Genomic DNA, 20783 nt, shown 5'->3' on the forward strand with positions numbered 1-20783 from the left:
GTTAAAATGTAGTGACTATTAAACCGCCAAACAGGTGACTGAAAAATGAAGTGATGCTGTGCCAAATTTGTTCAAACCAATTGCGGTTTTCAGGGGTATTTATTTTATCGAAAATGTCTTTTGCATTCTTTTTAATGTTTTTTGATAAAGCATCGGCCTGGTCCCTAAATTTATGATTTTTTAAAGCACCAGAATCACGCACTTCAATTAAGATGTTGATTATTTGCTGTTTCTGATTATTGTTAATGACGTCGCCAAGATGATTGATGTTAATTTGGTTGTTAACAATGTCATGAATTTGACTGTTTGAAATATTGTTACCGATTTTGCCCATTTCCTGCTTTGCACCTGCAACAGCGTTATTAAGTTGTGCATCACTATAGCCGTCTTTATCTTTATTTTCTTTAGTAATTTTACTCAATGTGTTTATTTCGTCTTGAGCTGCATTAACCTGGCTCTGATTTAAGTTTTCTCCGGTTTTGCTATAAGCGGCGTAGACACCGGCTAAAGCACCGGAGCCATCAATAGGAACGGCACTAGTAACGTAAATATTAGCGTCAGAAATACCGGCAGTTAAAGCGGCATTTTTATATTGATCGGATGTGATTGTGGTAATGTTGTTGCGCCCTTGATAGTCAAGAATGTGGACGTTAATACCGTTACCAGAAGCTGTCTTTTCAATCATCGCACTGGACCAGACACCGGAATTAGTAGTAAAGTTAGCACCAGATGGGTTAAGGTATTTGACTAAGTCGGCACCCGTGATCGTAATAGTTTGATAGCTAGCGCCCTTTAGAGGTTCGCTGAGTGTTTTTAACGTACCGTTTTTTTGCGTTTCAGTCAAAGATGTTCCCAGGCAAACTACGGGCAAATCATCTGCTTTAACTGTTTGCTTAACAGTGCCACATAAAATGGTACTAAAAAATAACATTGTAATAATAGCTAAAATAGTTTTTGCTTTTTTCATTTGTAATTAGCTCCTTTTGACTGTCCTTAATTATACTAAATGATAAACGCAAAAGTTTAAATTATAGTTATGTACTACTTACTTTACGTTATTTTTAATATTTAGATGGTATAATAACAAAAGTGAAGGAGGGAGCTATGACTGAGCAACCTGAATTAACTGTCATCATGCCAGTTTACAATGTTGAAAGATACTTGACTCGAGCACTTGATCATTTAGCACAGCAAGATGATCCGAATTTTAAGTTGTTAATTGTCAATGATGGTTCAACGGATAATACTAGAAAAATAGCTGAGAGCTATCGTGCGCGATTCCGTTACTTTAAAATAATAAATAAGCATAATGGTGGCCTGTCTGATGCGCGTAATGTTGGCATTGCAAACGTTGATACACCATATTTTACTTTTCATGATGGTGATGACTGGGTAGATTCTGGTTACACAGCTTTTTTTGTCAATGCCTTTCATGATCATCCTGATGCTGCAATGGTTTCCTGTGGCTTTTGGCTTGATTACGAAAATAAGCAGGGCTCGGTTCCTGTCACTAAAAAAGTTGTACGAGGGATGAAAGGTAAGGCTAGAACCTACCAGTTAATCAGTAATCCATTTGGCTCTTTATGTGATAACCATTGCTTGGCTACTCCTGTTAAAGGCTATACTTGGAACAAAGGATACAAATTGGCGGTTGTACGCCAGAATCATCTTAGTTTCAAGAAAAACTTGGCCTTTATGGAAGATCAAATATTTAATGTCCAATACTTAGCTTTAACAGAGGGCTTTTATTGTGATAGCAAGCCTCTATATCATTACTGGCAACGTAAAGACAGCATGGTTCATCACTTTAATTCAAAAATGATTCCTGATAATTTTAAAGCGAATTACATTATTGTAAAAATTATCATCCGCAGCTTGTGGCATGAACATAAGAAGGAAAATGGTTCTAATCAGAAGTTGATTGAGGCTAGTGAGAGAGACCAAAGATGAGAGAAAAAGTAAATGGTAATGAACTTTATTATAGTAAATTAGGTAAGGGCGCGCCGCTTCTTCTATTACACGGACACCATTTAGATGGTGGCATGTTTGACCAGATAGTGGCTCCTTTGTCTCTTTATTACACGGTTTATGTGCTGGATATGAGAGGTCATGGTCTGAGTCAGGGAGAAGCAGCAGAACACTATCAGACTGAAGTCGAAGACCTTGCGGCTTTTATTAAGCAGGTTCATATCAGAGGCTGCTATTGCTTTGGCTTTGATGCAGGCGGCTTGGTAGCAATGATGCTGGCTAGTCAAGACCAAGATGTCTTTAAAAAGCTGATGATAGCAGGGGTTTTTGTTAACGGTAATGGCATCAGGTCTTACCACTATTTGACTGAAGGCTTTCTGCGCTTCTTACGCATGAACCGGGACAGTAAAGTAGAATTATCAGAGAGCTTTATGTCGGTTGACAGCTTAAAGGCAATAAAGATACCTACCTATTGTGTAGTAGGTGAAAAAGACTGGGTTAAAGTAGAGCATGTTCGCTGGTATAGCCAGATTATTCCTCAAGGGCAGCTTTTGGTCATGCCCAGACAAAAACATGAAAGTTATGCCGTAAAGAGTTTTAAATTACTAAACTTAATGGAAGACTTTTTCCAATAGGTCATTAAATTTTTTAGAAATAAGAGTAAATTCGTATAGTAGAAGCCGAAAGTATCTTCGGCTTTTTGTTTGAATTATTACTTTTCTAGGCACTGATGACTTTTTTGGTTATAATAGACTTGCAAAGATTGTATTTTTTAAAAAACGAGGTAGCTATGAACAAGGAAGAACTTCTTCAGTTAATGCACCCAATGAAGCTAATTGGGCTGGGCGGAAATCCCGCTTTAAATGAAAAAATTGCGCAAATATTGAAAAAGCCGTTAATCGAAACTGCTGTGCAGCACTTCAGTGACGGTGAAATTCAAGTTAATATTGGCGAAAGTGTCAGGGGGTGTGATGTTTTTGTCATTCAGTCAATTCAAGATCCTGTAAATGAGAACTTTATGGAATTAGAAATTGTTTTAGATGCATTGCATCGGGCTTCAGCGCATAGGGTTAATGTAGTAGTACCATATCTGGCTTATTCACGCTCAGATACTAAAACTCGTTCACGGGAACCAATTACTGCTAAACTCATAGCTAATTTATTACAAATTACTGGTATGGATCACTTAATCGCACTTGATTTGCACGCTTCACAAATTCAAGGCTTTTATAATGTTCCGGTTGATCATTTGCATGCTATGCCGCTTTTAGCGCAATATTTTATTGATAACGGTATTGCTACCAAAGAAGAAGATGATATTGTAGTTGTTTCACCGGATCACTCTGGCGCTAAACTTGCCCGCAACTTTGGTCAGTGCTTTGATGCTCCTATCGCAATTGTGGATCAGCGCCGTGCCCGTTATGATGCGGATGTGCATGATATGATCGGTGATGTTAAAGACAAGAAGTGCATTATTGTTGATGATTTAATTGACACGGGATCACGCATTTCTTCTTCAACCAAGTCTGTTTTAGCAGCTGGTGCCAAGAAGGTTTATGTTGCTGCCACACACGCACTGCTCTCACAAAATGCGCTTGAAGTTTTGAATGAATTACCAATTGAACAAATTGTAGTAACTGATACAATTAAGCACAGCCATTATCCTGACAGAATGGTCCGTATTTCTGTTGATTTGCTTTTGGCGCGAGGAATTAATTATGTATATAATGATCGCTCAATGCATTTGTTAAGTGAAAGTGATTTAAAGTAAAGACATATTAAATGGCTTGCTGATAAGATTTGTTTTTTAATATAAATTATAAACATATAATATACCGGTGCCTTTTTTGTTTATTTATTCTATATCATTGGTATAATTAAGGCAAAATGTATAGGAGTTGAGAAAACATTATGGCACGACGTAAAAATTATAAAAGAAGACGTACAATTTTAAGTAATACATTTCACTTAATTAGAGAAAATGGATTGGATAATGTTTCATTTCAAATGATTGCAGAAAAGTCGGGAATTTCCAAATCCTTACTGCAATCGTATTATCCACATAAATCAAGCTTGATTACTGATGTAGTGCGCAATATTCTTAATACATTAGATAAGCAGGTGCAAAAATTCGGCGTTAATAAGGAAGACGAAGTTTGTGCGCGTACTAAAGCCTTTATTTATGCAATTGAAATGCTGGGAATCAAAGATGAAGGTCTTAAGCGCATTATTACAGAAGTGTTTAAGAGTAATGAATCGTTAGATTTTTGGAGTAAGACTATTAATGACTGGTTAAAGGAAAAACAGCTATTTAACCACGTGGACTTCGATGCAAAAGAAGTACGGCTGGGAATTGCTTTTGCTGTAACAGGCATCAGTCGTCTTTATTATGATAATAAAGAATATGACGTTTCTCCTGAAGAAATAGCAGATTATGGTACAAAATCATTTATGTATAGTTTCTTACATTGTTCAAAATCTACTATTGATAAAGCGCTCAAAGAAGGTCATGAGATTATCGAATCTACCGATGATGAAACCATTCATCATGCTATAGATACAATGTTTGATGAAGACAAGGAGATTGTCTGTTAGAAAGGAAAAATATGGCAAATGGCGCGCGAGATGGTTTGCACAGAATAAATAGAGAGCAGAACGAGGATTATAAAAAAGTTCTGTCCTTTATTATCTTTCTGATTGTGTCGCTAACCATGACTACCGCTACTTTCCTAAATCCCTTTTTCATGAAAGGGCAAATTAGAAGCAATAGTAATGAGGCTGTAGTTGTCAGGCAGATCAACAAGCACTTTGATGCTTTAGCAGAAATAATTGGTGCTAATAAAAATGGCAATGCTAACCTGTTGACTACGAAGCAAACACAGCCAATTGCCGACCATATTATTGACTATACGTTGGGTACGCCATGGTTTAAATTCAGTAATATGAAATTAGCCAAGCAAATTTTGCATGACATTGATTTAAACGTTGATCAAGGCGTATCTAGTGATGCCCAGTTAGTACAAGAAAAACTAAAAGAACAGGAAAATAATGCCCCATATGACGTAATAGATGCTTTTAATTTGAATACTATTACACTTGGGGGCAATGTCGCTTTTATCTTGTTAATCGTTAATGTAATCATACTAATAATGGCTATTATTAGTTTACGGTCATTAATAAGTGATATGAAGTTATTTTTGAATTCAAAAATGCTGACCCACGAAGTTACCGCATCTGGTATGTGGGCCGGATTTTGGTTAATATTAATTGCGGGCGTATTGGCAGTTATACCCGTAATTTTTAACGTTGAAAGCTTAGCTGTATTAGGTTATGTATTAGAAATAAGCAGCAGTATTTTCCTGGATTTTGTAATTATCGGAGTTGTTCTTTATATCCTGAGTGCGATTCCATGGGAAATTAGCTCGCCAAACAATTAAGTAGCTTGGCTTAAAAAGCAATTGGTCATTTTTACCAAAGGAAGCTCATATGAAAATTTATTTTGCAAATGCTTTGTTTTCACAAGCAGAAATCAACTATAACGCGCAATTAGCGGCAAAAATTCGGCAAATAGATGATGCCATTGATTTATATTTGCCCCAAGAAAACGCGTCAATTAATGATAAGGAAGCTTATGCCGATTCTAAAATGATCGCTCAGGCAGATACCGCAAAATTACTTAATAGTGATTTGATGGTTGCGGTGCTTGATGGGCTTAGCATTGATAATGGTGTCGCTAGTGAAATAGGCGTAGCTTATGCAAAAGAGATTCCGATAATTGGTTTATACACTGATACCCGCCAACAAGGCGCTACTAACCAAGAAAAGTTACACGCTCTAACTCAGATTGCTGAAAATCAGTTTCATTATGTTAACTTGTACACTACCGGTTTGATTAAGCTTAATGGAACCATAGTTAATAATGAAAAAGATTTGTTAGCTGCTGTTGCACGCTACCTTTAGAGTTTTACTCAGTTCAAAAAATATCTACTTAAAGATGCAAATAACTCTCTGAAAATAGATATTAATTCGTTTTAATAAGAACCATATTTCGCTTAAGTTTCGAAATATGGTTTTTATTTATTTAATTTTATCTATATTATACCCCGACATTTTATATAATGGGGTATAATATAGATAAGAGAATGTGACTAAAATGACTAGAAAATCTGAATTGGAAAATTTGTTGAAACAAAATAACTATGTGCTGTCTAGAAAACAACTCACAAAGAAAAACTTTTCAGGACAACAAATTAAGAGCTATCTTAATAACAATACGTTAATTTTGATTGATAAAGGAATTTATGGTAGTCCAAACCATTTGGAAGATGCTTTTTATACTATTCAGCTGAGACTCAAGAAGGGAATAATATCGTTGAGGTCTGCACTTTATTTATATGGTTTGAGTGATCGTGTTCCAGATAAAATTGATCTTACCTTTCCGAGAGGATATAAAAATTCGCAGCTAAAAGAACAAATTGTGCCCCATCAACAAGTACTTCAAATGTATAATTTGGGTATAGACATAGTAAAAACTCCTAGTGGAAATAATGTTAGGGTTTATTCTATTGATCGAACTATGGCAGAAATATTACGACCACAGAATCACATTGATCCTGAAATAATAAATAAAGCTTATAAGCAGTATTTAAAACAGCCGAATAAAAATATTGCCAAATTGCTGTACTTTGCAAGAAAATTCAAAACTGTTAAAAAAGTTCAAGAATACCTAGAAATATTGCTATAAAAATGAAACTTTTATTGCCCAAAAACTAGAAACAGTATTTAGTCGCAGTACTGACAATACTCGAATGAAAGACTTTTATGACATATATGTTAAACAAGCTTAGAAAGCGAACTGATTATAAAAAACTAAAGCTGAACTTACTTATCACTAGAATTGCTTTAGAAAATACTACTATTTCAAGGAACAGCTTTAATGAAATTTTTGAAAAAGTAAATAAGGGAAATTATTTATGGCAAATTACATTAAATGACATAATAGGATACATCATTTGCCGAAATTTTTTATTATTGAATTGATTCAGAAGGATTTTTAAGTTGAAACAACTTAAAGGTGTAACTGGTTAAGCCCGTGATTTTTACTTCATATTCATGTCCAACTATTAGTGGGATTGATCCAGGATAATAAGTGATAATAGTTTCAAAATTGCCATAGCCAGTATAACTATAATTATGGACATTTTTAGCCTGATAAGTTTGGGCAGTATCCTTATCAGTAATGGTAATTATTGGATTGCCGTTAAAGCTTTGATCTGAAAGATAGACAGACCATGCAATATTTTGACCTTGCAAAAGCTCGATTGGAAAAACGCCGCTGCTGGGATAAGTTACCATTTCTTGGCTGGGAGTACGAAAAACGTCATCAGGATTAAAAACTTTTTGAACTGAATAGCGGTAGCCATTTTTACCGTACGCTGCACCTGCTCCAGTTGAAGTTAAGCGTGTTGACAATAGCCATGCTCGGTGACCAGTGTCAGCGCCGGTTAAATTATATTGGTCGGTTAGCAGATCAGTAATAACATCACCAGCTGATTGATCACTAGTATTGAAATTAAGGTTAGCTTTGCTCGAAATATTGCGCGCTAGCTGCCAAACGTTTTTGTTAATTACTTTCGGACGCTTTTCAAAAGGCAGGCTATGTTGGTTAATCCGAGGGTTGGCATTAAGTGCGGCCAGTACAGCTGCAGTTTTTTGCGCAGCAATATTATCCTGAAAATTTTCTTTAACAGGGTTCAAGCCAAATAGCTGTCTATAATAGTTGGTGTAAGCTAATTGACTATTAAGGTAAGCAGGAACGAGTGCTCCTTGTTTAAATCTGTTTTTAAACTGGGGTTTGCTCAAATAAAGATTATTAAAATTAAAAGTGGTAGTATCAAGCTGTGCATATTCCTGTTGTAAATGGGCTATCTTATTTATTTCGTCAGGAGTGAATTCTGCCGCATAAACTTTAGTGTTACTAAATGGAAAAATGAAAAGTAAGCACAAGAGGGCAGTATAAATTTTTTTAATCATTTAAAGAGCTCTCCTTTCTTTAATATAAATTATAAGGCAAAATTAAATTAAGTATTATTCAGATTGAAAAAAGATAGTGATATTTAATAATTTGTTGCACAAGACTTTTATGAGGGAAAAAGTATTTTGATTAATAATGCAAATATGCAACTGGCAAAAAATATTAGTATTACTTTAAATAGTAACTTAGATGATTGGGATGGGGTAACCGGCCCGGTAGACAAAGACTTGCGGCAAGTAGTAGTTCAGAAAACTACTATTAATAATGGCTATGCTTATGCTTTGCAACATGTGGCTGGGGATACTTTTGTTTATCGTGGTCAAAATAACAGTAATGTTTCTTTTAATAAGCAATTACCGGTTTTACATCTAACTGGAACGGCTGCTGGTCATACACAAACTTTGGAGTATGCAGGAAGAAATGGGCAGTGGTTTATTGGCACCAAGCCAAATGATTTGAATTCAGGTTGGTCTAGCTGGTCTAAACAAATTGCACGTATTGCAATTCCACGATATTTTAAAGTTACTGCAAATACCAAAATGCGACCGCGACTGTCCAATTTAAATTATGCAGGAGCTGATTTTGGCATCAATTGCAGTGGAGATCAATTCGCACGTGTGGAAGTTGCTGTTTCTCCTAATTTAAATTACTTTTTAATAGCTTATGGGGATAATGACTTTACCGGCTATTTTGCACTTTATAATTTAAACGATATTAATAATGCTCTTGATCAAGCAGCAACGTTAACCAAACATGTTGATATTACTACAATAAGATGTTTAGCTGCCTTTAAAATACCAGATTTGTCTGGTCGCATGGGATTAGTAGGGTCGCTGCAGGGATTTGCCATTGATAATAATCGGGATGTCTATATTTCCAGTCAGTTTGCAGACGACAGACTGGGCCAAAACCGCAAAATTGTTAAAATTCCTTGGAATGCAGTCAATCCGGCACATTGGGAGCTAATAGATTTGTCTCAGAAAAATCAATTAGAGCTAGCCGGTTATTATACTGAGCTAGAAGGCATACAACTGATTGCCAGTAATGATATCTATTTGACTGTAGCCTATCATCAGTCGTTTGATCCGGTTAATCCTGGCAAGCATCCCACAAAAATAAATAAGCTTTATGAAATAACCTGGGAATAAAACGGTATTTTTTAATATAGTATAAATTTTTTGTTTATGATTTTGTCTTATACAAGGCTTTTTGCTTATAATAAAAATAATCCTAAAAAATTGTCTAAATTACAATTCTTCGGGTTTTTCTTGCCGTATAATAAAAAGTTAAGAAATAATGCTAAGAGGTAAAAATAATGACTAAGAAAACACAAGTTGGTTTAATTTTTGGTGGAAATTCATCTGAATATGAAGTCTCAATCATGTCAGGCCACAATATTTATAATGCGATTGACCAAAATAAGTTTGACGTTCACCCAATTTGGATAACCAATGATGGCTATTTAGCAAGCGAAGAGGATTCATTTAAAGTTTTAAAAGATCCTAAATACACTATTGAGAATCCACATGAAGTAGCCAATATTTCAAACTTAATTCAACTGCAGAATTTACCGGAAATTGATGTTTTCTTTCCAATTGTGCATGGTAATTTAGGTGAGGACGGTTGTCTGCAAGGACTGTTCAGAATCTTGAATAAGCCTTTTGTTGGCGATGATGTGTTAGCTTCTGCTGTAACCATGGACAAGGAATTTACCAAAATTTTAGCACAACGTGTTGGCGTCCCTGTTGCTGACTGGATTGCGATTAAACGCTTTGAATATGAAGATGATGCTAATGCCAAGCGCGACTATGATAAAGTCAGCGAGAAACTAGGTCCTGACCTTTTTGTCAAGCCGTCAAACCAAGGCTCTTCAGTTGGCGTTCATCATGTTACCAATAAAGAAGAATTTGCTGATGCTTTGGCTGACGCTTTTAGATATGATGATAAGGTCTTAATTGAAGAAACCATTCATGGTACGGAAGTTGAAACTGCTGTTTTAGGTAATGACAAGCCAATTGTTTCAGGCGTGGGCCAAATTATCAATGCGGCTGGGACTTTTTACAGTTATGAAAATAAGTATGATGCTGATTCCACTACTACTTTGCAAATTCCGGCAAAATTACCTCAAGAAATTGTAGATAAAGTTAGAGCAAATGCTTTAAAAGTATATCAAGTTACAGAATGCAGTGGCTTGGCTCGGGTTGATTCGACATTACGTGCCAGTGATAATAAAGTTATTTTGACAGAAGTTAATGCGCTGCCCGGTTTCACTAATATAAGTATGTATCCTAAGCTGTTTGAAGAAGTAGGTATTTCGTATTCTGAGCTAATTACCCGTTTAATTGGAAAAGCGCAAGAGCGTTTTGACCATAAGAAAAACCTGTTACATAAAATTGGTTAATTAATTGTGCTAGGGAGTATATCTGATGAGTGAAGATAAGCATAATTTTGAAGAATTAACCGCGCCTTCGGCAACGGCTAAGTACCTGCACATTAGTGTTGCTACATTACGTAAATATTCTTTAATTGTGGAAAAAGTTACTGGTAAGCCTGATTATTATGCCAGAACAAAGCAAAATGCACGTTTATATAGCAAGCAGGATGTACAGGACCTGGAAGATTTTCACAAATTGGCCCAGGATAACGGTTTAACCTTACAGGAAGCTGCTCAACAGGTTTTTGCAGTTACTGCTAAAAAAGATAAGCCTGAAAAAACCGAAGATGACAAAAAGCAGGAAGTAATGTCTACTTCTCAGATGGTGAAATTACTGAATGCCTTACAACAAACAATTGGCCAGCAGAATACGGCACTGAGTAATCTGCAAAAACAATTGGATCATATCGAAAAGCAGAATAAACAGTTATTGGAAAAGCAAAAAGAGTTGGAAACGCCTGCTTCTAAAACTACTAGTTCAGCAGATGATTTTAGCGTTTTGCCTGATATTTCAGGAATCGTGACTAATGCTGATGATATAACTGATGTTGACGAAATGCCTGATACTAAGCCACTAACTGCGGCTGAAAAGCGTGCTCAAGTTGCACAAGACGAAGAAAAGTCAAGCGAGCAAATGCATGAGGAAATTTTGGCTAAAGCTAAAGAAAATGCCGAAAAAGGTGCCAGTGCCAATACTCACCGAACATTAGCAGACATGCAGGTTGAGCCGGAAAAGACCCATTGGTGGCAACGGTTTCTCGATATGTAGGTATATAAGAAACGACTTTTAGTTAAAAGCCGTTTTTATAATATTTAAATTTTGCAAACTTAGCTTAAAATTTATGTTTAAGGGCTGCTTTTAAGTTACAGTAGGTAAGTATAAATCGATTGGAATGATTTGGTTGAAAAAAATTAAGAAGCACTACTTATTTGCGGTATTAACTGCAGCTATAGGCTTGATTCTAACAGCTTGTACCTATTTTGCGACGGATATTTATTCTAAAAATGATGTAGCTGTAATCACCGATACTAAAATTAAGGATACTTTAGAAGAAAAAAGTACGGATGTCTATGGTAATAAAGATGAAATCAGAAAGCAGGTTCTTCATTTAAAAGTCTTGTCAGGCAAGTTTAAGGGCCAAGCTTATAAAACTACTAATATGTATTACCCCTCGCAATTAGTTACGCAGAAATTTCGCGCGGGTCAGAGAGTGTTGGTCAATGTTAAACATGGTGAACCAGTTATTCAGGATCCCAAACGAGACTGGGTTTTGGTTTTAGCATTCACTGTAATGTCAACGCTGATGGTCGCAGTTGCCGGTAAAAAATCATTTAACTTAATTGCATCAATGATACTCAGCTGGATAATTTTTTATATTGTTATCATGCTGGATATCAAACTTAACGGTTCTTATATTGTCCTGCTGTTTGGTTTGGCTGATATTGTTTTTTCATTCTTTAGTTTATTGGTTGTTCAAGGCTTTAACCGTAAAATGCTGGCAACGTGGTTGGCAACGATTCTAGGTACTTTTGTTTCTTTTGCATTGTGCTACTTGATTATGCGCCTGACTGGTGAATCGGAGATCAAATACGAAACGGGAGATTATGCTACTCAAGATCCTCGCGGCATCTTTTTAGCACAAACCTTGCTAGGTATTTTAGGGGCTGTAATGGATGAAGCCACTGATATTATTTCCAGTCTTTATGAATTAGTTCAGACCAAAGCAGATTTAACTGCCCAGCAATTGATTAAAAGTGGACGTACTATGGGTCAGGAAATCATGGGGCCTCTGATTAATGTTTTGGTATTAATCTTTATGTCTGAAGAATTGCCAATGACAATTATCTATTTGCGCGATAATAACAGTTTGCGTTCCACCTTTGGTTTTACTCTTTCACTTGGTGTCACGCAGAGTATTATTTCAGCGATTGGTATAGTTTTAACAGTTGTCTTTGCCACTGGCTGCAGCCTGCTGTTTTTAGAAGAAAAAAAGCGGAAAGCGGGGACTGAAGAATGAGTACACTAACTGCCTTGCTAATCGTATTGGCAATCCTAATGACGATTGTAGGTGGAGAAACTGGCATTCGCAGTTTCTTTAGCGTTTTGATCAACACTTTATTATTAATCTTAGTAGCTATCTTGATTTCTTGGGGTATCAACATTCCTCTTTTGATTTTGATTTTTGTTCCTTTAAAATTGGTAACTATTATTTTCTTAGGCACGCATGATTATCAGGTTGCTAAAAATTCATTTTATTCTTCTCTAGTTGTTTGTTTAGCAGCCAGCTTAATCATTCTGGGTTTTGAATGGCTGGCGCAAGCTGCCGGACTTGGACCAGAAGCTGGTGAAATTTTGGTTGGCTTGTCGCAAATGCCGGGATTAAGTTATCCCTTAATTGCAGTAGCAGTTGCTATCTTTTCCACACTTGGCGCAGTGGCTGAAGCTGCTGTATCAATGAGCTCCGGTTTGCTGGAAATCAAAAAGCATAATCCAGCAATTTCGTATGAAGATCTGAAAGCTAGTGGAGCCAAAATCGGTAATGACGTCTTGGGAACAGCAATGAATACCATTTTGTTTGGGATGTTTGGCAGCTTCCTTTCATTATTTTTATGGTATATTCGTTTGAATTACACTTTAGGCGAAGTACTAAATGAAAAAATGTTTGTTAATGAAGCTTTAATTATAATGTATTCTTTAATTGGTGTATTATTAACAGTACCATTAGCAACAACCTTTTTAGCAAAAAACATGGTAAAAGTGGGGGAGAAAAATGAAAGTAAATGATTTAACATTAACTAATTTTAACCAGCGCAAGTTCAACGTGCACACATACACTTTGGGGTCAATTGGCGAGCTGGTAACACCAAAACGCCCCCTGGCAATTGTCGTTCCCGGAGGCAGCTTCGATCATTTGTCTCAAAGAGAAAGTGAACCTGTAGCGCTGGCTTTCAATAACTATGGTTTTAACAGCGTGGTCATGGAATATAACCTCGTGCAAGACGAAGGTGACATTTATCCTGATGCAGGGCTTGATGTCTTAACTACTGTTAAATACTTTCGCAATCATGCACCAGAATATCAGATTGATCCCAACAAAATAGTCACGATTGGCTTTTCCGCTGGTGGTCACGTAACTAGTTTTGCCAACAGCATGGCTAATTCTTCAAAGTATCAGAAAGAGTTTGGCTTTAAGAGTGAAGAAGTTTTGCCTAATAAAACTATTTTGGGTTATCCTTTAATTAACCTGACCAAAATTGGTTTTGACATTCCGGCAGATGAGCAAGATAAAGTACCACAAGATGAATTTATCAAGGATAGCTCTTTAGGTGTAACCACTAATACGCCAGCAACCTTTATTTTCCATGCCTGGGATGACCCGGTGGTTCTTGTCACTAATACGTTTGAGTATGCAGCAGCATTACATGAAAAGAAAGTGCCGTGTGAAGTTCATATTTTCAATCGTGGTGGTCACGGCTTTTCTTTAGCACGAAAAGATATGGTAGTTAAAGGCAGAGAATGGCAAGAGAATCCGCACGCTGCCCATTGGTTTGAACTGGCACAGGAATGGTTAACAAGTGAATGGCAATAAAAGGGAGTACAGATGCTGTACTTCTTTTTGTTCGGATTTAGAAGTTTTAATTATAAAATTATAATAATACTCATATTAGAAATAAAAAATTTAAATTATTTTAAGCAAAGGCCTTGCATTTATTTCCAGAGGGTATATAATACCGGTATTTAAATCGAAAGAAAGGACATGATTTTTTGAAGCTAACGAAGATAAAAATTTTAACGGCAGTTAATGGCTTACTAACTCTAAGCAGTCTAATCATGTTATTCTTTGGATTATGCAATCAAGTTAATGAGTCAAAGAATCTGCTAGAAGAAGAGCAAGCAATTTCGCTGGACAATAATAATATGATTATTTTGGCGGCTGTAGTTGCTTTGATGGTCTTCGGCTATGCATTCTTTGCTACTTGGTTAAAAGGTGAACCCGCAAAAGTTCATTTATTAAGGCACAGAGCATAAGATGATTAGAAAAACTGAGCTGTACTTCAATGGTTGAGGTACAGCTCAATTTTTTTGCCTAAAATAACTTAGATTATCTTTTTTAATTTCCTTGCTATATAGAGTTGCTTGTTTAACTAAACATATTTATGATGAGCATAAGTAACAAAAAGCCAGTAATAAAGAAAGGTATTATTGATAATGTGTACAATAAAAGATAAAGTTTATGATCCCTTCTTACCTACCTTACTAATATCTTTGCATGAGGAATACGTAAAAGAAATTGTAACGGGACAAAAAATAATTGAATACCGCAAGAGTTTTTTTAAAGATAGTTTTCAGGCTTTTGTTTATACTACCGGCAGTAATGGCGGGATACAACTATTTATCAAATGTGCACCTTTGATTCGCAGTAATGCTGCTACGTTAGCCCAGATAGGGCAAGAAATTCAAAAAGATGATTATGGAGAAATTTATGACTATTTTATGCCTAAAAATGATGGCTGCATTATTCCAATTTTAAAATCATGTGCTCTTAAAAAGATTTCACTCAAGCAGTTAAGAGCCGTTTTGCCTGAAATTGTTGTCCCGCAAAAATATTTGTTTTTAGATCGACCTGATAAAAAAGACTTACTCGATTTTTTATTAAAGCAGGAATACGATAACTTATTCATTAATAAATGGGATGAACGGTATGCAAAAATTAGGCAAATAGTTGAAGAGAATAAGTAATTACTAGAAAGTTTTTCTAATTTGGATTATAACGTGGAAAATAAAAATGAAAAATAAAGAAATTTCACTGAATACTAAAAAAGATTTTGCTCAAGCGCTAAAAAAATTGCTTAAAAAAGAGCCATTGGATGCAATAACTGTAAAACAATTGTTAACTCTAACTAATAAAAGCAGGCCTACTTTTTACTATCATTTTCAGGATATACCGGATCTTATTAAATGGACGGTTAAAACCGAAATTATAGATTTACTAAATAAATCACAAGGTTACGACAATTGGGATAACGATATTTATAATATTTTCCAATATTTTTATGAAAATCCTTCATTAGGCAAAGCTTTTTACGAGAACTTGGATATTAAACAATTTGACACTATTTTTAGAAAACCACAAATAAATGTTCTTTTCGGATATATTGATGAAATTATAAGCAAGGAAAACTTAAAAGTTAGAAAAGAAGATCGCAATTTTATTGCAAATTTTTTTACCGGTGGTTTTACTGAAATTGTTCTTGATTGGCTAGGTAATGGGCAACAAGAGTCGCCAAAAGAAATGAAAAAACAGTTTTGTAGAACCCAGAAAAATATTATTGTCCATTCTTTAAAGGTAGCAAGTAAAGATAAAAATAAATACTGAAACCAAACATATAACAATTTATCGAATTTGTTAAACATCTAACAAATTATTGATGTTGTATGTTTTATTTCTTATGCAAGCGCTTAATATGGATAATGTAAGAAATGTTATTTGATAACAAATACGAATAGAGAGGAATGCATATGAAAGTATTTAAGAACAAAGTAGCATTAATTACCGGTGCAGGTCATGGATTTGGACGAGCGTTATCATTAGAGGCCGCTCAAAGAGGTATGAAACTTGCCATTGCTGATATAGATAAGAAAGCACTGAATAAGACAGAAAATGATATTAAAAAAACAGGTGCAAAAGTGATCAGTATTCCAACTGATGTAACCGAAGAAAAAGATATTGATGCTATGGTTAAAAAAACTATGGCCGAGTACGGGGAAATTAACTTGTTAATTAACTCGGCCGGTGTTGCAATTCCAGGACCAATTTGGGAACTTCCTACACGTGACTGGGAATGGATCTTACACGCTGATTTGATGAGCCAAGTTTGGGCATTAAAACGAGTAATCCCAATTATGCGCAAGCAAAAAGGACATGGCGACATTTTAAATGTTGCTTCAATGGCTGGGCTTATTACAAGTCCATTAATGCCTGCATATTATGCTACTAAGTTCGCTGTTGTAGGAATGACTGAAGCAGTTGAATATGATTTACAGGCTGAAGAAGCAAACGTTGGTTTACATGTATTTTGTCCAGCATTCGTGCAAACAGATTTGTATCATACTGAAGAACATCGTCCTGAAAAATATACTGATAAAAGTGATCCTTATTACTCTAGTGAAATATTTAAGGAAGGTCAAAAGCAAGCTAAGAAAGATATTACTACTGGCATGCCTTTAGACAATGTACCAAAGATTATTTTTAAAGCTCTTGAAGATGATAAATTCTATATTCTGACTCATCCAGGTATGAATCCAGCGATTGTTGCAAGGGCCAAGAATATTCCTAGTGGTAAAGGACCTGATCTAAAAGCCTTAGCCCCATTTATGGAAGAAACACATGAAGTTGAAGAGGGATAGTAATGAAAGACGATAAAATTATAAATAACAATTTTAAAGATGTGGTATTTAATCGACAATCTGTAAGAAAATTTGATCCAACAGTAAAAATTTCACATGAAGAATTTGAAAAAATGATTGACGAGACTGCCACAGCACCATCCGCATGTAATTTGCAGGCCTGGCATTTTGTAATAGTCGACACGCCTGAAGGCAAGGAAAAACTGAAAAGTTATTTTATGAAATTTAATATGCCTCAAGTAGAAACTTGTTCTGCCATGGTTTTATTATTTGGAGATACTGAGGCTTATAAGTCTTATCGTGACTTATGGACAAAAGCATATCATAATGGTCAGATTGATAAAGCAAAATTAGATGAGGTATTCAGTACATTTCTTCCACTGTATGAACATGCAGACTATCAAACTTTAGTAATGGATTCGTCAATTGATTCAGCATTAGCAGCAATGCAATTTATGTTAGTAGCAAGAAGCCATGGCTACGAAAGTAACCCTATCGGTGGTTATGACATCAAGAAGGCAGCTGAAACTTTTGGACTTGATCCTAAACGTTTTGTACCTGTTATGGCAATTGCAGTCGGCAAAAGGCCTAAAGATGAAGAACCCGAAGTGAAATCTGTTAGATATCCTGTTAAACAGATATTTACATTTGCTTAAATTAAATACATATAAAAACGCAACCTAACTATTAGCTAGGCTGCGTTTTTTAATGGGATAATGCATTAAAGAAATACTTATTAATACCAGTGGTGGGCTAGCCAAAAGTTTTTAGCGTTAACCCATGAACCATAACGACCGTAAACATATCTGTCAGCGGTTCTTTCTTGATTCTTCTTAGAATAATCACCGTTTAAGTAAGCAATGTTTAATTGATATTTGCCATAACAAACGCCATTGCGTGCATAATAATTGCCACCCGATTCACGCATTGCAATCCATTTCTTGGCTGCACGTTCTGCTTTTGACATCTTAGCAGCCTGTACTGTTTGCGTACACGAATTATTATTAGTAGTTTCCAAAGCAGTGACGAAACTAAATGATAGCGCCAGTGCTGTAATTAACTTAAGTATTAAACTTTTACTATTCTTCAATATATTCAATCCCCACAATTAACTGTATTAATTCTATGGATAATAATACACAGTCAATGTGTCATTGTTGTTACAGAAATAACACGCAACTCTTACAAAATTTTTGAAAAATTTAATAATTCTACTAGTTTTGAAAAAATTTATCTTAATAAAGCCAATTATTACTTACCTGAATGTTTTAATGTCATTTTTATTTATGTCTGTTAAAATTGGTAGTAACTATTATTTTAGGAGGTAAATATGGCTGCTAAACATTTTTATGAAACTTTTCACCCTGAACACTATGATTTATTCATAGACATCAATCGGGAGCAGAAAAGTATTAATGGTACTTCGACAATTACCGGTGAAGCAATTGAGAATACTATTTTAATTAATCAGAAATATATGAAGATTGCTTCAGTTACCAGTGCGGGCAAGGATGTACCGTTTACTGTCAATGACGAAAAAGAAGCAATTGAAATCGAACTGGGTCAGACCGGCAAAGTCACAGTTGAGATTAAGTATTCGGCACCGCTGACTGATTCTATGATGGGAATTTATCCTTCATATTATCAAGTTGATGGTGTGCAAAAACAAATTATCGGTACTCAATTTGAAACTACAGCTGCACGTCAGGCTTTCCCATGTGTTGATGAGCCAGAAGCCAAAGCTACTTTTTCTTTAGCACTTAAGTATGATGAGCATGAAGGTGAAACTACAATTGCCAATATGCCGGAAGTTAAAGTCGAAGACGGCGTGCACTATTTCGCTCAAACCGTTAGAATGTCCAGCTACCTGATTGCCTTTGCCTTTGGTGAATTGCAATCAAAGATTACTGAAACCAAAGACGGCGTTCAAGTGGGAGTTTTTGCGACTAAAGCACATCAAGCTAAGGAATTAGACTTTGCTTTGGATATTGCTAAGCGGGCAATCGAATTTTACGAAGAATTTTATCAAACTAAGTATCCACTACCTCATTCTTGGCAATTAGCGCTGCCTGACTTTTCTGCCGGAGCAATGGAAAACTGGGGACTAGTCACGTACCGTGAAGTCGCAATTTTGCTTGATCCTGATAATGCAACTCCGTACCAAAAAGCTTATGTGGCAACTGTTATCACTCATGAATTGGCGCACCAATGGTTTGGCGATTTAGTTACTATGAAGTGGTGGGACGATTTGTGGCTCAATGAAAGTTTTGCCAACATGATGGAATATGTTTCAGTTGATGCTTTAGAGCCAAACTGGCATGTTTGGGATAATCTTTACCAAATTTCGGAAGTACCAGCAGCTTTAAAACGAGATGCCACTGATGGTGTCCAATCCGTTCACGTTGATGTGGAACATCCAGCTGATATTGATTCAATTTTTGATAGTGCAATTGTTTACGCTAAAGGTTCAAGGATGCTGGTTATGGTACGGGCACTCTTAGGAGATGATGCTTTGCGTAAGGGACTTAAGTATTACTTTGAGCAACACCATTATGGCAACGCCACCGGTGATGATTTATGGAACGCCCTTTCAACTGCTACTGATTTAGATATTGGCAAGATCATGCATACTTGGCTTGATCAACCGGGTTACCCAGTAGTTTCTGCCAAAGTAAACTCAGCTGGTCACTTGATTTTGAGCCAAAAGCAATTCTTCATTGGTGAAGGCAAAGATGTTGGACGTAAGTGGGCTATTCCATTGAATGCGAACTTTAAGGCGCCACAAATTATGTCTGAAAGAGAACTGGATCTAGGAGATTATCAAGAGTTGCGCAGTGCTGCCGGTCACGCTTTACGTGTAAATGTAGGCAATAGTTCGCACTTCATTGTTAATTATGATGAAACCTTAATGAATGATATTATGGCTGAATTTACTAAGTTGAAGCCGGTTGATCAATTACAATTACTGCAAGACTTGGGACTTTTAGCAGAAAGTAAACAAATTTCATACGCTGAGATTGTCCCATTACTGCCAAAATTTGCAGATTCTAAGTCATATATTGTCATTAGTGCGTTATCTTCCAGTGTTCGTTCATTGCGTAAATTTGTTACTCCGAATTCACCTGCAGAAAAAGATTTTAAGGCATTCGTTAATAAATTGACCCAAAAGCAAGTCGAACGGTTGGGCTGGCAGGCACAAGCTTCCGATACAGACGATGACAAGAGAATTCGTCCATTAGAAATAGCTTTGTCATTGTATGCCGACAACTCTGCTGTGATAAAAGATGGTCACCAAATTTTTACTGAACACGAGCAAAACTTAAACGAAATTGATGCTTCAGTTAGACCGTATGTTTTAATGAATGAAGTTAAAAACTATAATAAACCGGGTCTAGTTGATCGTTTGCTGAAAGAATATCAAGCTGCCATCGATCCTAACTATAAGGACGATCTTACTGATGGTATTACTAGCACTAAAGATCCCGCTGAAATCAAGGAACTTATTGAGAATTTTGAAAATGCTGCAGTCGTTAAGCCTCAAGATTTGCGTTCTTGGTTTGCGAATGTCTTGGCCAATCCAAAAGGCGAACAATTGGCTTGGGACTGGCTGCGAGATCAATGGTCATGGCTGGAAAAAACAGTCGGTGGTGATATGGAATTTACCACTTATATTACTGTGGCTTCAAACATTTTCCATACTGAAAAGAGACTGGAAGAATTCAAAGAATTCTTTGAACCAAAGGTTGATCAACCTGGTCTTGGGCGTGAAATCAGAATGGATACTAAGAATATTGAGTCCAAGGTTGACTTGATTAATGCTGAAAAGGATGCTGTCAATCAAGCTGTTAAGGAAACTTTGTAACTAAAATTGTTTAATTTTTAAAATTGATAATAAAAACGCACACAATGTTTTAAAATACTTTTGTGTGCGTTTTGTT

General features: G+C 35.9%; 23 protein-coding genes. 20 read left to right on the forward strand and 3 right to left on the reverse strand.

The window, feature by feature from the left end; all coding sequences use genetic code 11:
* Position 1: 1 nt before the first annotated feature.
* Positions 2–967: a DUF1002 domain-containing protein gene (locus F5ESL0260_RS00970; RefSeq protein WP_122025543.1), complete on the reverse strand. Its 966-nt coding sequence runs from the start codon at positions 965–967 to the stop codon at positions 2–4.
* A 137-nt stretch (positions 968–1104) separates the two neighbouring features.
* Between F5ESL0260_RS00970 and F5ESL0260_RS00975 the strand changes: the two genes are divergently transcribed.
* From F5ESL0260_RS00975 to F5ESL0260_RS01010, 8 genes are all read left to right on the forward strand, one after another.
* Positions 1105–1950, forward strand: coding sequence for a glycosyltransferase family A protein (locus tag F5ESL0260_RS00975; protein ID WP_110445462.1), 846 nt, complete (start codon positions 1105–1107; stop codon positions 1948–1950).
* A complete protein-coding gene (locus F5ESL0260_RS00980; protein ID WP_110445463.1) occupies positions 1947–2603 on the forward strand; it encodes an alpha/beta fold hydrolase in 657 nt (218 codons plus the stop codon). Before F5ESL0260_RS00975 ends, F5ESL0260_RS00980 begins: the two co-directional genes overlap by 4 nt.
* Before the next feature lie 155 nt (positions 2604–2758).
* Positions 2759–3739, forward strand: a complete 981-nt coding sequence (locus tag F5ESL0260_RS00985; RefSeq protein ID WP_046324161.1) for a ribose-phosphate pyrophosphokinase — start codon at positions 2759–2761, stop codon at positions 3737–3739.
* 140 nt (positions 3740–3879) lie between these two features.
* Positions 3880–4563 (forward strand): TetR/AcrR family transcriptional regulator, encoded by a 684-nt coding sequence (locus F5ESL0260_RS00990; protein ID WP_122025544.1) that lies wholly within the window; start codon positions 3880–3882, stop codon positions 4561–4563.
* A gap of 11 nt (positions 4564–4574) precedes the next feature.
* Entirely contained in the window at positions 4575–5405 is an 831-nt protein-coding gene (locus tag F5ESL0260_RS00995) for a hypothetical protein (protein ID WP_122025545.1), read from the forward strand.
* Between the two features lie 49 nt (positions 5406–5454).
* Positions 5455–5928 carry a nucleoside 2-deoxyribosyltransferase gene (locus F5ESL0260_RS01000; RefSeq protein ID WP_122025546.1) on the forward strand — a complete coding sequence of 158 codons (474 nt, stop codon included), beginning with the start codon at positions 5455–5457 and terminating at the stop codon, positions 5926–5928.
* 193 nt (positions 5929–6121) lie between these two features.
* Positions 6122–6712 carry a hypothetical protein gene (locus tag F5ESL0260_RS01005; RefSeq protein ID WP_122025547.1) on the forward strand — a complete coding sequence of 197 codons (591 nt, stop codon included), beginning with the start codon at positions 6122–6124 and terminating at the stop codon, positions 6710–6712.
* A 13-nt stretch (positions 6713–6725) separates the two neighbouring features.
* A complete protein-coding gene (locus F5ESL0260_RS01010) occupies positions 6726–6815 on the forward strand; it encodes a nucleotidyl transferase AbiEii/AbiGii toxin family protein (protein WP_122025676.1) in 90 nt (29 codons plus the stop codon).
* A 181-nt stretch (positions 6816–6996) separates the two neighbouring features.
* On the opposite strand, the gene F5ESL0260_RS01020 is transcribed toward F5ESL0260_RS01010, so the two are convergent.
* Complete coding sequence (locus F5ESL0260_RS01020) at positions 6997–8001, reverse strand: CAP domain-containing protein (RefSeq protein WP_122025549.1); 1005 nt, start codon at positions 7999–8001, stop codon at positions 6997–6999.
* Positions 8002–8127: 126 nt separating this feature from the next.
* Between F5ESL0260_RS01020 and F5ESL0260_RS01025 the strand changes: the two genes are divergently transcribed.
* From F5ESL0260_RS01025 to F5ESL0260_RS01075, 11 genes are all read left to right on the forward strand, one after another.
* Entirely contained in the window at positions 8128–9150 is a 1023-nt protein-coding gene (locus F5ESL0260_RS01025; RefSeq protein WP_122025550.1) for a helveticin J family class III bacteriocin, read from the forward strand.
* 167 nt (positions 9151–9317) lie between these two features.
* On the forward strand, positions 9318–10403 hold the full coding sequence (locus tag F5ESL0260_RS01030; protein ID WP_046324168.1) for a D-alanine--D-alanine ligase family protein: 1086 nt from the start codon (positions 9318–9320) through the stop codon (positions 10401–10403).
* A 25-nt stretch (positions 10404–10428) separates the two neighbouring features.
* Positions 10429–11205, forward strand: a complete 777-nt coding sequence (locus tag F5ESL0260_RS01035; protein ID WP_122025551.1) for a transcriptional regulator — start codon at positions 10429–10431, stop codon at positions 11203–11205.
* Between the two features lie 124 nt (positions 11206–11329).
* Entirely contained in the window at positions 11330–12454 is a 1125-nt protein-coding gene (locus tag F5ESL0260_RS01040; RefSeq protein WP_122025552.1) for a YibE/F family protein, read from the forward strand.
* A complete protein-coding gene (locus F5ESL0260_RS01045; protein WP_122025553.1) occupies positions 12451–13221 on the forward strand; it encodes a YibE/F family protein in 771 nt (256 codons plus the stop codon). Before F5ESL0260_RS01040 ends, F5ESL0260_RS01045 begins: the two co-directional genes overlap by 4 nt.
* Positions 13208–14026: an alpha/beta hydrolase gene (locus tag F5ESL0260_RS01050; protein WP_122025554.1), complete on the forward strand. Its 819-nt coding sequence runs from the start codon at positions 13208–13210 to the stop codon at positions 14024–14026. The genes F5ESL0260_RS01045 and F5ESL0260_RS01050 overlap by 14 nt, the downstream gene beginning before the upstream one ends.
* 176 nt (positions 14027–14202) lie before the next feature.
* Entirely contained in the window at positions 14203–14466 is a 264-nt protein-coding gene (locus F5ESL0260_RS01055) for a hypothetical protein (protein ID WP_046324173.1), read from the forward strand.
* A 180-nt stretch (positions 14467–14646) separates the two neighbouring features.
* Positions 14647–15177 (forward strand): hypothetical protein, encoded by a 531-nt coding sequence (locus tag F5ESL0260_RS01060; protein WP_046324174.1) that lies wholly within the window; start codon positions 14647–14649, stop codon positions 15175–15177.
* Positions 15178–15223: 46 nt separating this feature from the next.
* Positions 15224–15814: a TetR-like C-terminal domain-containing protein gene (locus tag F5ESL0260_RS01065; RefSeq protein WP_110445487.1), complete on the forward strand. Its 591-nt coding sequence runs from the start codon at positions 15224–15226 to the stop codon at positions 15812–15814.
* Between the two features lie 143 nt (positions 15815–15957).
* A complete protein-coding gene (locus tag F5ESL0260_RS01070; RefSeq protein WP_110445488.1) occupies positions 15958–16845 on the forward strand; it encodes an SDR family NAD(P)-dependent oxidoreductase in 888 nt (295 codons plus the stop codon).
* Positions 16846–16847: 2 nt separating this feature from the next.
* Positions 16848–17501, forward strand: a complete 654-nt coding sequence (locus tag F5ESL0260_RS01075; protein WP_110445489.1) for a nitroreductase family protein — start codon at positions 16848–16850, stop codon at positions 17499–17501.
* Between the two features lie 80 nt (positions 17502–17581).
* On the opposite strand, the gene F5ESL0260_RS01080 is transcribed toward F5ESL0260_RS01075, so the two are convergent.
* Entirely contained in the window at positions 17582–17938 is a 357-nt protein-coding gene (locus F5ESL0260_RS01080; protein ID WP_110445567.1) for an aggregation promoting factor surface protein, read from the reverse strand.
* 237 nt (positions 17939–18175) lie between these two features.
* Here F5ESL0260_RS01080 and F5ESL0260_RS01085 point away from each other — a divergent pair, with 237 nt between their 5' ends.
* The gene (locus F5ESL0260_RS01085) at positions 18176–20707 is read left to right on the forward strand and encodes a M1 family metallopeptidase (protein ID WP_122025555.1); all 2532 of its coding nucleotides are present in this window, start codon (positions 18176–18178) and stop codon (positions 20705–20707) included.
* The last annotated feature ends 76 nt before the right edge of the window (positions 20708–20783 follow it).

The organism is Lactobacillus sp. ESL0260 (assembly GCF_003692935.1).
In the GTDB taxonomy this organism is placed as follows: Bacteria; Bacillota; Bacilli; order Lactobacillales; family Lactobacillaceae; genus Lactobacillus; species Lactobacillus melliventris.

Excerpts from the sequence above, each read along its gene's own strand:
- F5ESL0260_RS00970 (WP_122025543.1), bottom strand. The coding sequence starts at position 967 with ATGAAAAAAGCAAAAACTATTTTAGCTATTATTACAATGTTATTTTTT.
- F5ESL0260_RS00980 (WP_110445463.1), top strand. The coding sequence starts at position 1,947 with ATGAGAGAAAAAGTAAATGGTAATGAACTTTATTATAGTAAATTAGGT.
- F5ESL0260_RS01060 (WP_046324174.1), top strand. The coding sequence starts at position 14,647 with ATGTGTACAATAAAAGATAAAGTTTATGATCCCTTCTTACCTACCTTA.
- F5ESL0260_RS01075 (WP_110445489.1), top strand. The coding sequence starts at position 16,848 with ATGAAAGACGATAAAATTATAAATAACAATTTTAAAGATGTGGTATTT.
- F5ESL0260_RS01030 (WP_046324168.1), top strand. The coding sequence starts at position 9,318 with ATGACTAAGAAAACACAAGTTGGTTTAATTTTTGGTGGAAATTCATCT.
- F5ESL0260_RS01070 (WP_110445488.1), top strand. The coding sequence starts at position 15,958 with ATGAAAGTATTTAAGAACAAAGTAGCATTAATTACCGGTGCAGGTCAT.
- F5ESL0260_RS01050 (WP_122025554.1), top strand. The coding sequence starts at position 13,208 with ATGAAAGTAAATGATTTAACATTAACTAATTTTAACCAGCGCAAGTTC.
- F5ESL0260_RS00975 (WP_110445462.1), top strand. The coding sequence starts at position 1,105 with ATGACTGAGCAACCTGAATTAACTGTCATCATGCCAGTTTACAATGTT.
- F5ESL0260_RS01035 (WP_122025551.1), top strand. The coding sequence starts at position 10,429 with ATGAGTGAAGATAAGCATAATTTTGAAGAATTAACCGCGCCTTCGGCA.
- F5ESL0260_RS01040 (WP_122025552.1), top strand. The coding sequence starts at position 11,330 with ATGATTTGGTTGAAAAAAATTAAGAAGCACTACTTATTTGCGGTATTA.
- F5ESL0260_RS01085 (WP_122025555.1), top strand. The coding sequence starts at position 18,176 with ATGGCTGCTAAACATTTTTATGAAACTTTTCACCCTGAACACTATGAT.
- F5ESL0260_RS00995 (WP_122025545.1), top strand. The coding sequence starts at position 4,575 with ATGGCAAATGGCGCGCGAGATGGTTTGCACAGAATAAATAGAGAGCAG.
- F5ESL0260_RS00985 (WP_046324161.1), top strand. The coding sequence starts at position 2,759 with ATGAACAAGGAAGAACTTCTTCAGTTAATGCACCCAATGAAGCTAATT.
- F5ESL0260_RS01020 (WP_122025549.1), bottom strand. The coding sequence starts at position 8,001 with ATGATTAAAAAAATTTATACTGCCCTCTTGTGCTTACTTTTCATTTTT.
- F5ESL0260_RS00990 (WP_122025544.1), top strand. The coding sequence starts at position 3,880 with ATGGCACGACGTAAAAATTATAAAAGAAGACGTACAATTTTAAGTAAT.
- F5ESL0260_RS01000 (WP_122025546.1), top strand. The coding sequence starts at position 5,455 with ATGAAAATTTATTTTGCAAATGCTTTGTTTTCACAAGCAGAAATCAAC.
- F5ESL0260_RS01065 (WP_110445487.1), top strand. The coding sequence starts at position 15,224 with ATGAAAAATAAAGAAATTTCACTGAATACTAAAAAAGATTTTGCTCAA.
- F5ESL0260_RS01045 (WP_122025553.1), top strand. The coding sequence starts at position 12,451 with ATGAGTACACTAACTGCCTTGCTAATCGTATTGGCAATCCTAATGACG.
- F5ESL0260_RS01005 (WP_122025547.1), top strand. The coding sequence starts at position 6,122 with ATGACTAGAAAATCTGAATTGGAAAATTTGTTGAAACAAAATAACTAT.